Origin of the sequence: Alloacidobacterium sp. (genome assembly GCF_035631355.1) — a bacterium.
Taxonomy (GTDB): Bacteria; Acidobacteriota; Terriglobia; order Terriglobales; family Acidobacteriaceae; genus Alloacidobacterium.
Genome location: NZ_DASQIX010000024.1, coordinates 1 through 14,494, shown reverse-complemented (window position 1 = coordinate 14,494; position 14,494 = coordinate 1). Strand labels below are relative to the sequence as shown.

Below are 14,494 nucleotides of genomic sequence, written 5' to 3'. Positions count from 1 at the left end.
CTCCTAAGTGGTCTGACCTCTTAGAAACGATACATCAGGGACAGCAGGCTTGTCCGCTGAAGGGGTTTTGAAGGACGGGCGTTCCGAAGTACGGAACGCCCCAGAATGGACTAGACGGCGTTCTGAAATGCTGTCACAACTTCAGAAATGGCTATGTCTTGGCTGGAGGCGGTGGCGCGCGTCACGATCTCCACCTTGCCCTCCGCGGCTTTTTTCCCGACGTTGATGCGGTAGGGAATTCCAATTAGGTCGGCGTCCTTGAATTTGACCCCGGCGCGCTCTTCTCGATCATCGAGCAGGACGTCGAAGCCAGCGGCCTCAAGATCTGCGGCAATGCGCTCGCCGGTTGCGAGCAGGGTTGTGTCGGTCGCATTTGTGATGGTCACCACAACTTCAAACGGAGCGATGGAGCGGGGCAGCCAGAAGCCGTTAGCGTCATTGCTCTGCTCAATCGCCGCGGTCAGGATACGCTCGATGCCGATGCCGTAGCTGCCCATAATCGGCGTTACCTCCTTGCCGTTTGGATCGAGCACGCGCGCGCCCATGCTCTCAGAATATTTGTAGCCCAGCTTGAAAATGTGGCCTACTTCAACAGCCTTTGCGACTTTCAGCGGCGATCCGCACTGGGGGCAGCCTTCGCCTTCAACCACGTTGCGAATATCGGCAGCGATGGTCCACGAGAAGTCTCGGCCCGGTACTACGTTGCGGTAGTGATAGTCGAGCTTGTTCGCTCCGCAGACCATGTTTTCGCGGCCTTCAAGAGCGCGGTCGAGAATGACGGGCACGCCTTCGTCGCCCAAAGCTTTGGCCGGAGCGAGGCCGGTTGGCCCGAGAAACCCTGCCGGGCCATGGATGTAGCGCTCCAGCTCTTCGGCCTGCATCGGGCGCAATTCGCTGGACTTGATGAGTCCGAGCAGCTTCGTCTCGTTCACCTGATGATCGCCGCGCAGGAAGATGACTACCGGACTCCAGACAGACTCGCCTTTAGCATTCTTGGTTTCTGCCATATAAGCGACGCACTTGATGTCCTGCGCCTCGGAGATGTTGAAGAACTTCGCAACATCGGCTACAGCCGCAATTCCTGGCGTGGAAACCAGTTCCGGAGTGCCGTCACCTGTCGGGGCGAGCTCTGTGACCGGAGCGAGCTTAGACACGGCCTTCTCCAGGTTCGCCGCATAGTCGCATTTGGGACAACTGACGATCAGGTCTTCGCCCGCTTCGGTGTAGACCATGAATTCCTGCGACTGCGTGCCGCCCATCGCGCCGGAGTCAGCTTCGACAGCGACAAAGTTCAGTCCGCAACGCGTAAAGATGGCGCGGTAGACCTGGTCGTGCAGGTCAAAGCTTTTGTCGAGACCGGCCGCGTCCAGATCGAAGGAGTAGCTGTCCTTCATGATGAACTGGCGTACGCGCAGCAGCCCGGATTTCGGTCTTGGTTCATCGCGGAACTTGGTCTGAATCTGGTACCAGATCTGCGGCAACTGCTTGTAGCTGCGAATCTCGTTGCGAGCAATGCTGGTCATCACCTCTTCGTGTGTAAAGCCCAGGCAGAGCCATGCGCCTTTGCGGTCCTGCAAGCGGAACATGTTCTGGCCCATGACGGACCAGCGGCCGCTCTCCTGCCAGAGCTCTGCCGGATGAAGGGTGGGCAGCAGGAATTCCTGCCCGATCTTGTCCATCTCTTCGCGCACAATGCCTGTAATTTTGTTGATGGCGCGCTGCCCGAGAAACAGGTAGGAGTAGATGCCGGCGCTCAGTTGCCGGATATATCCGGAGCGGACGAGGAACTTGTGGCTGGCGACTTCGGCATCTGCCGGAGCCTCGCGAAGAGTGGGGATGAAGAGCTTAGACCAACGATGCATGCTTGCTTTGTGCTTTCTCAAAGATTGGAATGAGGATGAACTTCCATTCTAATCGCTACATCGTTCAAGAAAATGGGGGGTGGCCCGCTTTCGCTCTTAATGATGACTGCGGTATTTAATACAGCCCTTGCACCCGGTTAGCTTTTTGGAGCAGCAGGATTGTCGAGTTTAAAGCCCGCAGTGGCCATTCCACGTTGAGCCTCGGGGTTCTTCATGAACGTGTCCCACACAAAGGACGTGCGCACATTCTCCGCCATTAGCATGGTAATGCCGGTGTCGATACCGACGACGTCATTGTCATACCATTTTTTTAACGGATTGAAGGCGTCAACGAAGCCGTAGCGGCACCAGGCCTGAGGGTAACGAGCTTTGATGTTTTTCAGAACGAGCAACGTAGCATCTGTCAAAAAAGGCAGTGAGCCTCCAGTCGCTGCCGGAACGACGGTCCCATCGATCGGGCCCGTTGCCGGCGGTCCACCCCAGACTACGTAGCCATTGAGGGAGTCGGAGGCGGTGATACCCCAGAGATCATCGCTGTAATCGGGAAAGGTTTTTGCCAGTTCCACGCAGAAGCGACGGTGAACCTCTGTAGCAGTGGCCGAGTTCTGAAAGTAGTTCGCATACTCATCGCGCTTGTGGCGGAAGTCGAACCATGCTTGCGAGTACTGATGCACAAAGAGAGGAGCAAACGAGCCGATATAACGCAGTCCGTCATACTCGAAGGTCATCCGTTTCCACGCGGACCACGCTTCAGGCGGCAGGGGATGAGAGGAGGAACCCATCCCGAGCAGGTAGATCATCATCAATTCGCTATAGTAGTCCCACTTGGAAGGCAGGAAGCCGAACTCAGGAGTCCATCCCATGGGCAATAATGTGATGTCCTGCGATAGCCACTTCCAATCTACGCGGTCGAATATTGCACGTGAAAGTTGAACAATGTCACGATCCTTGAAGTGCTGGCGGCAGGTAAGAATGCCGCAGAGAAGGATTGCTGTGTCGACAGAAGAGACTTCGGAATCCCAAATCCTTTCCCCCGTATTCATGTTGGCAAAGTGATAGAAGAACCCGCGATGCGTCGGCAGCTTCTTCCAAACAAATGAAAGTGTCGCGATGACGCGCAAACGGGCGTCCTGATGGGAGATGAAGCCGCGCTTTTCAGCAATGCAGATGGCTGTCAAACCAAATCCGGTTGACGCGATGCTTGCGGCCACACTGGTGTCCGCTGTACGCACGTTGCACCGGTCTTTGATCAATCCAGTCTCTGGATTTGCCTGCTCCCAGAAGAAGAGGAAATTGCTTCGTTCAAGATCGTCCAAGAACTGATCATCCTCAGGCGAAAGTGCGGTCGGCGGAGGCGCAGGCGCCGTTTCTCCAAACTGGCTCGCGGTTCGATGTTGTATTGGTATTTGTGCTGACACGGGTAGAGACTTCCACTCGGCGAGCGGCAGAACAAGGGAGACACTGGCCAGTTGACGCAGCAACTGGCGTCGGGAAATGCCATTCCCTTGTGAATCGACTATCTTGCGAATGTGCGCTTCACTCTTTCCATCGAATTTCATCGGCGCTTTCATCCATGCTCATTCAACCCATCCGGAGTTCGCCGGCAACTAATTCAGGTAGCACTAAGCAAATCATTGAATAATAGATGCAGGGACGCAATTGCAAGAGCCGTCCACTGACGGCGCTTGCGTCCCATCGTCTATGGTATGGACTGATGGGAAAGAAAACTCTTTGGACGATCATCGCAATTGTCTCGGTCATAGTCGCGCTGCTCCTGCTGCGCGCGTACTGGAGGAAATCGATCGCTGTGCGGCGGACAATTCCGATTGAAGGCGCAGTGATCCGGCACGATGCTGATGCTGAGAAAGAACTCCCGATAGCGGATGTTGCAATCACTGTTTCGGATGGAGTGAAAACGATCACGACCCGGTCCGAAGCTTCAGGATACTTCAAGCTTGTCTGGCAAAAAGGAGTCTTATCTGAAGAGCCCCTGATCGTCAGTTTTCGAGATCCGAGCTACGAACCGCTCGATTTGACGGTGCAGACCGGAAGATTGAAGACGAAGCCTCTGCTATATATTGCGGCGATGAATCCCATCCCTGAGAAGAGGATGGCTGGATCCAATCGCCCGGACAAGGTGGTCTCCAATGTACGAGTGAGATATACGATCAACTCCCGAATGGAGACGAATGTGGGCAGCGCAGTCAAAACTTTTCAGGTGGTCAATAAGGGAAACGTGCCCTGCAATCACCAGGCTCCATGTTCACCGGATGGAAAGTGGAAGGCATCGTTTGCGTCCGCGTCCCTGGATGCTGGCGCGGGCAATATGTTTGGCAATGTAAGAGCCTCCTGCATTGCGGGGCCCTGCCCGTTTACGCGTATTGATTCAAGTGGTTTTGTCCGCGGTGGGCGCAACATCCACATTGCAGCTTTGGATTGGTCTGACTCGACCACGTTCCTGATGCAGGCTGAAGTCTTTCACGACACAATTATTTCCAATGTTCGTGAATTGTATCCTGTCATCTTCGGCCGGACGCTCAACTTTACCCTGCCCCCATCTGAGGAAGGCGTCAGCCTGCAGGCCGAAATTGATGGGCTTCCCATCGTATTTCCTCTGAGTCCGGACCTCAACTTGAGCTGGGCCACTTGCTCCGTCCGGACGGATGCGGAAAAGGAGAAGACTATGATTTATCGTTGCGAACTTAAACCTGGTTATCGTTTTTGATCTGCGATAAGCCATGTTCAGTTCCAGATTGAGAAAGAGGGTCTGCGAGCTTGTGTTGAGTGTAATTAATTCATGGCCATTGTTTCCGGGTTGCCGCCGACATACGAACGTCTCTGTCAGCAAAGCCGGTTCCTCGAACACTCACTCTCCGAAACTGTTCCGATAACTGTAATGGCTTTGTCAGTCCTGGCCGTGGTGATGTAGAAAGGCAGCGAGGGTTTGCTCAAGCCCGATCCACATTTTATGGATGATGTCTCATGATGCGGGATTTCTCGGAGTTGCATACACCTACCGGGGCGCTGGGTTCGCTACCCGCGCATAAACACGACTGGCAGCAATATCGCCTCAGCCAGGACAAAGTGGAGGCGTTTCACCGCGACGGATATCTGGCCGGAGTGCAGATGCTCAACGACCGCCAGATTGAGGCGCTCTGCATCGAACTGGCGAAGCTGATGGAGCCATCGCATCCCTCGCATCAGCTGTTCCACGAGTATCACTCGAACGAGTCCAGCGACCCGGATACGATCCTATTTCACGCCCTGGGTGCCTGGCGGACCGGGCCAGCATTTCACGATGTGCTGTGGAGTCCGGCGTTTTTGGTAGCAGCGTCGCAACTGCTGGATGGGGCGGTCCGGTTCTGGCACGACCAGCTCTTCTGCAAGCCCGCGCATCACGGCGGCGTGGTGGCATGGCACCAGGACTACTCGTACTGGACGCGGACGCAGCCCATGGCGCACTTGACGTGCTGGATGGCGCTCGACGACAGTACCCGCGACAATGGCTGCTTGTACTACGTCCCTGGGAGCCACAAATGGGACCTGTTGCCAATTACAGGGCTTGCGGGCGACATGAACGAGATCATGACGGTGCTGGATGAGGAGCAGAAGCAGGCGTTCCGGCCAGTGCCGATCGAGTTGAAGCGCGGACAGTGCTCGTTCCACCATCCGTTGATGGTGCATGGGTCGTATGAGAACCGCTCTGACCGTCCGCGGCGGGCGACGCTGGTAAATGTGTTCCGCGACGGAGTGCGTTCAGCAAGCGACGAGCCGCTACTGACCGGCGTGCCGGTGGTTTCGAAAGGACAAAAGATAGAGGGGCGATTCTTTCCGCTGCTGTTTGATCCGCATGTGATGGAGAACTGAAAGAAAACAGTGGCATACCCACCGCGCCGGCGCGGGTACACTGCACGCGCGCTCGAACGCTGCTGGAGCCACAAAGCCAATATTGTCTTGACTTTGTGCTTGGCCATGATTCATACTCCGGCAACTATCGAAGGCAAGATGTTACCAATGCCAAACTAATCAGCGCGATCCCCGTTCCACTCAAGGAGGCGGTACTGTGACTTCGTGCAAAAGGTTTCGATTTGTACTCAGCGTATGCGCCATCACCCTCTTCTGCATAACGGCGGCTTGGGCCGCAATCACGGGTTCCATTTCTGGAGTTGTTACCGATCCGACCGGCGCGGTCATGCCAGGACTCACCATCGTCGCGACGAATGAGTCGACAAATGTGGCCACGACAGCCGTGACCGACTCCAAAGGGTTTTACAACTTTCCGATCCTTAATGTCGGCATCTATGACGTAAGCGTTAAACAGCCCGGCTTTCGCGATTATTTGCAGACTGGAGTAAAGGTCGATGCAAACTCCGCCATTCGCATTGATCTTCAGATGGAAATTGGAGCTGTCACCAACACCGTAAGTGTCAAGAGCGACGCGTTACAGGTGGAAACACAGAGCACGCAGATGGGCGTAGTCATCGACGGCCAGAAAATTACTTCTGTGCCGTTGAATGGACGTTCTTACATCGACCTGTTGAAGTTGCAACCAGGCGTGTCGCCTTATTCCCATAGCCAGGACAGCAGCACATCGGGGGTGGGAGCGACGCAGGTCTCGGGAGACCTGGACAACGGTCAACAATCCGTTAATGGAGGCCGCACCGCCTCCAACGCATTCATGGTGAATGGGGCAAATGCAGAAGAAGGCGTCCACAACGGTGCCGCCATGATCCCCAATCTCGACTCCATCGCGCAGTTCCGTATCATCACGAACAACTTCGATGCGGAGTATGGAAACTACAGCGGTGGCCAGATCAATGTAGTCACCAAGTCAGGAACCAATCAGTATCACGGCACAGTCTTCGACTTCCTTCGCAACACAGCTCTGGATGCCCGAAACTACTATGCTCCGACGCGCGGTGTTTTTATCCAGAACCAATTCGGCGGAACGGTCGGAGGACCGATCCGGAGGAACAAGATTTTCTGGTTTGGCGACTACCAGGGAACGCGGCAGATTTTGGGACAGACCCAGAGCTATCCCGTGCCTTCAGACTCCGACCGTACAGGCGATCTGACGGACCAGGCGGCCTCGCTCACTGGTACAGTTGTCGGCGCCGGCTGGGCCAACACTCTTTCGCAGACATTGGGATATCCCGTACAGCAGGGGGAAAATTATTACACTCCAGGCTGCGCAGATCCCGGAACTTGCGTCTTTCCCAATGCAGTCATTCCGCAGAACGCGTGGTCGCCGGTTGCGGTGAACTCGCTGAAGTTTCTCCCTGCGGCCAATGGAGTTATCAACAATACTCCTAACTTCTCCACCTCTGCCTACAACGGGACGTTGAGCGACGATAAGGGGAGTGGCCGAATAGACATTCCTACGCGGATTGGCGCGGTGTTTGGCTACTACTTCATTGACCGGTTCCAGACCGTGAATCCGTACAGCCAGGTAAATGTCCCGGGCTTTGCTGCAACCAATCACGGTCAAACACAAATGGTCAATTTAGGGTTGACGACCACGTTTAGCTCATCGACTGTTAATGATGTTCGTCTCGTATATCTCCGCGATGTAAACCTGACCGGCCAACCCACTTCAGGCCAGGGTTTGGGTGTCACCCTTGCCGAGCAGGGGTATGTTACCCCGTGGGGTCCCGCGGGCGGCATCTCCCCTATCAACCCTGCATACGAGGGTGTTGCGAACCTCATGTTCAACAACTTCAGCCTTGGTGTTCCGCCCGACGCACTGAGGCAATATAACAACACCTTTCAGATCATCGATAACTTCACCAGGATCATTGGGACGCACACGCTGCAGTTTGGCACTAACCTCCACTACAACCAGATCAACGAGCGTAACTACGACTGCTACGATGGGTGTTATGGTTTTAATGGTTCAGAGACTGGCCTGGATTTTGCTGATTTCCTGATCGGGGCGCCGGACAGCTTTGTGCAGGCCAGCCAGCAGCTTCTCGATTCGCGGAGTAAGTATTACGGATTCTATGGTCAGGATAGCTGGCGTGCGACCCGCAATCTCACCCTCAACTACGGTCTCCGCTGGGAAGCCGCTACTCCCTGGTACGACACCCAGAACAAGCTGGAAACGGTCGTTCCCGGGGAGCAATCGCTATCGTTTCCGGGTGCTCCCCTTGGTCTGGTTGTTCCACTGGATCCGGGAATTCCTCGCACGCTCGGACCCACCAAGTACACCAACTTTGGTCCTAGGATTGGTTTTGCCTGGGCGCCGGACGTGAGCGACGGTCTTCTTAGCAAAGTACTGGGCGGCTCTGGAAAATTCAGTGTACGCGCGGGTTACGGCATCTTCTATAGCTCTATTGAAGACGCTACTGGCTTTGTCGAAGTAGGGGACGCTCCCTACGGCAACTACTACTCTGTGTCATCCACTGAGCTGGCCACCCCGTTTGTTGATCGGCCGTCGGGAACTCCGGCGGGACAGAAGTTTCCCTTCGTCTTTCCACCCACTAATGTATCGCCTAAAAATCCTGATACAACGTTTAACTGGGCGGCAGCCACACCCATCGGCGGGTCTGACTATTACTACTACAAAAACAAGGTTCCCTATGTTCAGGAATGGGAACTCTCTATCCAGCGCCAATTAGGGACGGCAACCGTGCTCGGCGTCAGCTATGTCGGCACTGTGGGAAGGCAGTTGCTGACGTTTGAGGAATCGAATCCTGGCGACCAGGCGCTCTGTCTACAACTAAGTAATCCCGCTAATGTGGCGCCCGGTACGACAACTTGCGGCCCGTATGGCGAAGACACGGTTTATACCACGGCGAGCGGCCAGACCGTGGAAGGAACGAGGCCGACCTTCGGGATTAACTTCAACAGCAATCCTTACATGAAGACGGCAGTCGGTTCCAGTTTCAACTCGTTGCAGATCAGTCTGGAGCACAACGAAAAATACGTAAACTTCCTCATTGGATATACCTTTGAGAAGTCGCTCGATAACGGTTCAGACTCCTTTGACGCGACCAATCCGTTGAATCCGTCCCAAACCTATGCACTATCGAGCTTTGATGTTCCTCATAACCTGGTTGCCAGCTACACCGTTCAGTTGCCCTTCGATCATTTCGGCGGAGGGAATATTGTGAAGCGGTTCACCGCCGGTTGGGAGCTTTCCGGCGTAGCAACGTTTGCCAAGGGAGAGCCGGTCACTCTCAATGAGGATGACGATAATTCACTGCTGGGCGCCTTTAATGCAAACGTCGATGTGCCGAGCTACGCGAACAATGGCAGCTCTCTTTATGTAAATCGGAACCCGCGAAAAGGGCTGCCCTATTTCAACCCAGACTACTTCGTCCCGGAACCAATAGGGCAAGTAGGCAACGCAATGCGGCGATACTTCTCCGGTCCCGGCATCAACAATTTTGATATGGCCCTGCTAAAGAGCACTGACATTACCGAGGGCACTAAGCTGCAGTTTCGTGCAGAAGCATTCAATGTTTTCAATCACGCGCAGTTTACGAATCCAAATGGGCTCGTCAACAATACCGGCCAGGGCGGTTTCGGTTATGTAACCGGCGCCAATGATCCTCGTATTATGCAAGTTGCGTTGAAGTTCCTCTTCTAAGGTGCTGGAAAACGAAGGGGGCATGTCCCATAAGGGAGAAATCGTCTCAATGTGGCATAGGTGTGAAGTGATTGCCCCTCTCTGTATTTTGCTGGCGCTAGGCACGCCCGGAACCTTGTTGGCACAAGACAAGACAAGCGCCAGTCTTCCAGGAGAATCGCAGGGCTCGGCTTTATTCTCTTCAAACTGCGCCGTGTGTCACGGGGCTGATGGCCGCGGCGGTGAGCACGCTCCGGACATCGCAACGGCGTCTGACGTGCAGCGCCTGACGGACAAAAACCTCATCGACATCGTTAAGAATGGAATCACTGGGACAGGCATGCCCGGATTCAGTGAGCTTGGGCAGAACCAGATACTCGCGCTCGTCAGCTACCTTCGGACATTGCAGGGCAAGAACAGCACAGTTACCCTTCCCGGAAATCCGGAGCATGGAGAAGCTCTCTTCTTTGGAAAGGCGCAATGCTCGGAGTGCCACATGGCGCAGGGCAAAGGCGGATTCATTGCCGCCGATCTTTCGTATTCTGATGCAAACACCAACGCGAGCCATCTTCGTCAGGTCATACTGGAACCGGAGAAGGCCCTGCCAGCGCAAAAGAGGGCTGTCACGCTCACAACCATCACCGGGCAGAAGTTTACGGGCGCGCTCAGAGCACAGGACAACTTTTCAATCACGATTCAAAGCCTCGATGGAGCCTTTCATTACTTTCCCAACTCACGGCTCACTTCCGTGGACGTCGGCTCTCGCTCACTCATGCCGGATAATTACCGATCAAGACTGAGCGACACAGAAGTGAATGATCTGGTGAGTTATCTGATCCGCATTGGCTCTCAATCCGCTAGACCCAATGATGATTCCTCCGATGATGATGACGAATAGAGGGACGCCTGACTCAATATCTGAACTCCTCATGGAGCGGAAAATGATCAATGCCCGGCAGCTTCCTGCTTTGACTTTCTGCGCCCTACTCTTTGGCGCACTTTTTATCCATGTTTTGGCTCAAGCTGCGCCACTGTCGGATGGCGCGCCTGCCAGCCCTAGCGTCCTGGCAAATGGAACGCTCTATGTATCCGGCCAGGGAAGCCGCAGGTCCGATGGAAGTCGTCCACAGGAATTTCCGGAGCAGGTAGCCCAGGCTTTACATAATGTACAAGCGATTCTTCAAGGTGCGGGGATGGACTTCGACAATGTCGTGTGGATGAATATCTATCTGACTTCCACAACGGACATCGCCGCCATGGACGATGTTTATTGGAAGGAAATTGGCAGCAATCCTCCTGCCCGCACCGTTCTGACCGTTGCCGCCCTTCCCGACGGAGACCGTATCGAAATCAATTGCATCGCCGTTCAGGACAAAGCGCATCGCCACGCTGTCTGGCCGCAGGGATGGCCGAAAGAACCGCATTCAGACCCACCTGCCATCCAGGCCGGAGACGTTTTGTATCTGTCAGCGCAAGGCGGAGCGGATCCACGCAGCGGAAGGTTGGCGTCTGATTTTTCTGGTGAAGTGAAACAGGCACTCGACAATGTAAACACTGTTCTGCAGGCTGCTCATATGACCACGAAAAATGTGGTGTGGGTGAATCCATATATGAGCGTTGGAGGCAAGTACGATGCGATGGGCAAGATTTATGCGACGTACTTTGAATTCGGCAATACGCCTGGGCGCGGAACCATCCAGGTCATGGGTCTTCCGAAAGGGAACCACATTGTCTTCAGTTGCATCGCCGGCGCAGACCTGAGCAAGCGCAAAGCTGTGCGGCCGAGAAATATGCCCCCCAGCCCCACGGCCAGTCCGGGCGTGCTGTACGGTGATACGCTTTATCTCTCTGCGAAAGATGGCTTCATCCCGGGCCAGGGCATCGTTACGCCTGACTTAGATTTGCAGCTTCGCCAGTCGATGCGCAACCTTCTCGATGGCCTCGAAGAAGCCGACATGGATTTTTCCGACGTTGTTTTCAGCACGGTCTACCTTCGGCAGATGCAGGATGAAGATCGCATGAACGCGCTGTATGGAAAATTTTTCAAAGGGAAATATCCCGTGCAAACGGTGCTACAGCAGAATCGTGAGACGGATGATGAAGCGGCCGAGCAAATTTCGTTTATTGCGGTAAGAAAGCAAAAATAATGAGAGAAGAGAAGAGAAATCGTGGCTGACATCCAACTGAAGCGCAGAACATTTGTAAAATGGGTCGCGGCATTTCCCCTTCTTGCGCAGGTCAGTATTCAGCAGGCAATGGGATCAGGCTGGGCTGAGGTAGCGAAAAATTCCACCGACAATGTCTACACTCGGCTGGGCGTCAAGCCAATCATCAACGGCCGCGGGACCTGGACTTACCTGAGTGCGACCCTCGAATTGCCCGAGGTGAAAGCCGCTCAGGAAGCAGCAGCGCAACACTACGTCAATATCTTCGAACTCCAGGTTGCCGTAGGACGCCGCCTGGCGGCGCTCACGGGCGCTGAATCAGGGATGATCACCTCGGGTGCGGCAGGCGCCATGGCTTCCGCAACCGCAGGATGTATCGCCGGAGCAGACCCAGACAAAGTCTGGCAACTTCCCGACACGACAGGCCTCAAGCACGAAGTAGTCATGGTGGGTGGAAGAAGCCCATTCGACAGCGCGATTCGTTTGGCTGGCGGCAAGCTCGTCCTTGCCGATTCTGCCGAGCAGCTTCCGAATGCAATCAGCGCGAATACCGCGATGATCTATACCACCTCGTCTCCAGAGCAACTCGCTAAAGAGATCGCGATTGCAAAGAGTCACAACGTACCCATCCTCATGGACGCCGCCGACGGTATCCCTCCGATAGAGAAGCTGCGGCTCTTTGCCAAGATGGGGTGCGATCTTTACACCGTGAGCGGCGGCAAGGGTCTTTGCGGTCCGCAGTGCAGCGGAGTGCTGCTTGGCCGCAAAGATCTGATCGATGCCGCCCTTGCCAACACCAGCCCGTGGGAAGGTGCCGTGTGCCGTCCCATGAAGGTTGGCAAGGAAGAAATCATCGGCTGTCTTGCCGCAGTGGAAGCCTGGTTTCACATGGATTTAAATGCTCTCAACAAAGAATGGTCCACTCGAGTGCAGCGCATCGCGTCTTTGGTTGGCACCGTTCCGGGAGTTGAAACTAAAATCTATACGCCGGAAACAAATCAATATCCGACCCTCACGGTTTCCTGGAACGAGCCTGTATGGGACTATACCGTTGCCGACTGCGCTCGCGATCTTCTGGATGGAACGCCAAGCATTGCAGTCCTTACGGACGATAATCCAAGCGATGTGCTATCTCGAAAAAACATCCCCAGCAAAATCACCAAAGGATCGCAGCCAAACAAGCTTGAGATTGTTTCCATGACGCTGAAGCCGGGCGAAGAGATCATCGTGGGCAAACGGCTGCGGCAATTGCTGTCTGCGGCTAGTGGAAAGGCGAAGTCGAAACCGGAGGCGGGATGAATGGGCGGTGGCAGACCCTATGAAGATCTTGATTTTAATCTCATGCTGCACATGAAGGCCTTGCAAATGAAACAACCCATCGGAAAGTGGTTGATGGCTACAGTCATGACCTTCTCGCCTTTGCTCGCCCAGCAAAGTGCTTCCCATACCGCGTCTCCATGCACCATTCGGGCGGTGGAGTTTGACGGTTGGCACGGCGAAGAAGTCGCGAATAACTGGGTTCGTCTGACGTTTGTTCCCCAGCTTGGTGGACGGCTCATGCAGGTCGCGTTCAATGGGCATAACTATCTATTCGTAAATCCGGTTTACAAGGGAAAATACATTTCACCGGACGAGGCAGATGGCCGCTGGATCAACTATGGCGGCGATAAAATCTGGCCTTTGCCCGAAGGCAATGATGACGAGCAACACTGGAACGGGGCGTCCACCGCGCTCGATGATGGGATGTACACCTTCACCATCCTTTCGCAGAGTCCCAAATGCACTGTGCGTCTTGAGGGGTCACCTGATAAGCCGACCGGTCTGCAGTACACGCGTGAAATCACCCTTGGCAGCGATTCTCCTGAGATTTTTTTCCACGCCATCACGAAGAACATCTCAGGTCATTCCATCGCGTGGGCAGTGCAGTCTGTTTCGCAATATGATCTCTCGGACCCCAACGATCCGAAGCGGTACAATCACGACTTCTGGGCATTCGCTGTTCTTAATCCCAGTTCGGCGTATCTGAATGGATACCATGTCTATGATGGTTTCGCGACCGATCCGTCCTTCAAGCCGAGCGGCGGTTTGTTCCGCTTGAATTGGAAGTATCTGGAAAATGAAGTGTGGCTGGATTCCACCGCAGGCTGGGTTGCTCTCGTCGATGGCGCAACTCACTATGCCATGGTGGAAAAGACAAAATACTTTGCCGGGGTGAACTATCCCGGAAAAGCGACGGTAATTTTTTACAAAAATGGCCCGTCTGTTCGGATGAATAAGGACGGAATGCCTTTCTTAACATCAAGCAAGCTAGACGAAACGCCCTATTACATGGAGGCCGAGATGAATAGTCCCATGGCGGTGTTGGCTCCCGGCCAGACGTATACGATGGACTCGCAGTGGTTCCCAACGCGTGCAAGCCACGATTCAATCGCCACCGTCACGGAGGCAGGCGTGGTGATAAAACCGCTGACCGCTGCCAGTGCTGCTGGAAATGTCGAACTCTCAGGCAGCTTTGGTGTCTTTTTTCCGGGAGAGCTCAGAGCCTATCTGTACGATACCGACGGCTCAGAGAAAAACGAAGTACTGCTTCAAACGGTCAGCCCACAGGATGCAATCGAGATCCACCAAACCATTCCGGCAACGCCCGCCATTGCGCGAATTGCCATCCACCTTATTGACAGCAGCGGTCTGGACCGCGGGACCCTGGGCGAGATACCCGTCAACACAGGCGATGAACAGCGTTAAGCGCATGATGCCACGCAAGCTGTGCAGCCTCGTCCTCACCGGTTGCGGGTTGGTATTTGGCGCGTCAGCACAAAGCTCGAATCCGACCGCAGGCGCTGTGATCGATGTGACGCAGACCCATCTGCGTTCCGGGACCATAGCCGATAATTGGC

General features: G+C 54.7%; 9 protein-coding genes. 7 read left to right on the top strand and 2 right to left on the bottom strand.

Annotation, left to right across the window (positions count from 1 at the left end; translation table 11 throughout):
- Positions 1–110 precede the first annotated feature (110 nt).
- Positions 111–1,862 carry a proline--tRNA ligase gene (locus VEV40_RS05155; RefSeq protein WP_324830644.1) on the bottom strand — a complete coding sequence of 584 codons (1,752 nt, stop codon included), beginning with the start codon at positions 1,860–1,862 and terminating at the stop codon, positions 111–113.
- Between the two features lie 137 nt (positions 1,863–1,999).
- Entirely contained in the window at positions 2,000–3,421 is a 1,422-nt protein-coding gene (locus VEV40_RS05150) for a glucoamylase family protein (protein ID WP_324830643.1), read from the bottom strand.
- Positions 3,422–3,507: 86 nt separating this feature from the next.
- On the opposite strand from VEV40_RS05150, the gene VEV40_RS05145 reads away from it, so the two are divergent.
- The 7 genes from VEV40_RS05145 (at position 3,508) to VEV40_RS05115 (ending at position 14,342) form a co-directional block, all read left to right on the top strand.
- The gene (locus VEV40_RS05145; protein ID WP_324830642.1) at positions 3,508–4,587 is read left to right on the top strand and encodes a hypothetical protein; all 1,080 of its coding nucleotides are present in this window, start codon (positions 3,508–3,510) and stop codon (positions 4,585–4,587) included.
- Between the two features lie 257 nt (positions 4,588–4,844).
- On the top strand, positions 4,845–5,729 hold the full coding sequence (locus tag VEV40_RS05140; protein ID WP_324830641.1) for a phytanoyl-CoA dioxygenase family protein: 885 nt from the start codon (positions 4,845–4,847) through the stop codon (positions 5,727–5,729).
- Positions 5,730–5,925: 196 nt separating this feature from the next.
- Complete coding sequence (locus VEV40_RS05135; protein ID WP_324830640.1) at positions 5,926–9,453, top strand: carboxypeptidase regulatory-like domain-containing protein; 3,528 nt, start codon at positions 5,926–5,928, stop codon at positions 9,451–9,453.
- Positions 9,454–9,475: 22 nt separating this feature from the next.
- Entirely contained in the window at positions 9,476–10,330 is an 855-nt protein-coding gene (locus VEV40_RS05130; RefSeq protein ID WP_324830639.1) for a c-type cytochrome, read from the top strand.
- Positions 10,331–10,373: 43 nt separating this feature from the next.
- Complete coding sequence (locus VEV40_RS05125) at positions 10,374–11,579, top strand: RidA family protein (protein WP_324830638.1); 1,206 nt, start codon at positions 10,374–10,376, stop codon at positions 11,577–11,579.
- Between the two features lie 21 nt (positions 11,580–11,600).
- Positions 11,601–12,896, top strand: a complete 1,296-nt coding sequence (locus tag VEV40_RS05120) for an aminotransferase class V-fold PLP-dependent enzyme (protein ID WP_324830637.1) — start codon at positions 11,601–11,603, stop codon at positions 12,894–12,896.
- 66 nt (positions 12,897–12,962) lie between these two features.
- Positions 12,963–14,342, top strand: a complete 1,380-nt coding sequence (locus tag VEV40_RS05115) for a hypothetical protein (RefSeq protein WP_324830636.1) — start codon at positions 12,963–12,965, stop codon at positions 14,340–14,342.
- The last annotated feature ends 152 nt before the right edge of the window (positions 14,343–14,494 follow it).

Coding starts and splice junctions, on each gene's coding strand:
- VEV40_RS05155 (WP_324830644.1), bottom strand. CDS start 1,862: ATGCATCGTTGGTCTAAGCTCTTCATCCCCACTCTTCGCGAGGCTCCG.
- VEV40_RS05150 (WP_324830643.1), bottom strand. CDS start 3,421: ATGAAATTCGATGGAAAGAGTGAAGCGCACATTCGCAAGATAGTCGAT.
- VEV40_RS05145 (WP_324830642.1), top strand. CDS start 3,508: ATGCAGGGACGCAATTGCAAGAGCCGTCCACTGACGGCGCTTGCGTCC.
- VEV40_RS05140 (WP_324830641.1), top strand. CDS start 4,845: ATGATGCGGGATTTCTCGGAGTTGCATACACCTACCGGGGCGCTGGGT.
- VEV40_RS05130 (WP_324830639.1), top strand. CDS start 9,476: ATGTCCCATAAGGGAGAAATCGTCTCAATGTGGCATAGGTGTGAAGTG.
- VEV40_RS05125 (WP_324830638.1), top strand. CDS start 10,374: ATGATCAATGCCCGGCAGCTTCCTGCTTTGACTTTCTGCGCCCTACTC.
- VEV40_RS05115 (WP_324830636.1), top strand. CDS start 12,963: ATGAAACAACCCATCGGAAAGTGGTTGATGGCTACAGTCATGACCTTC.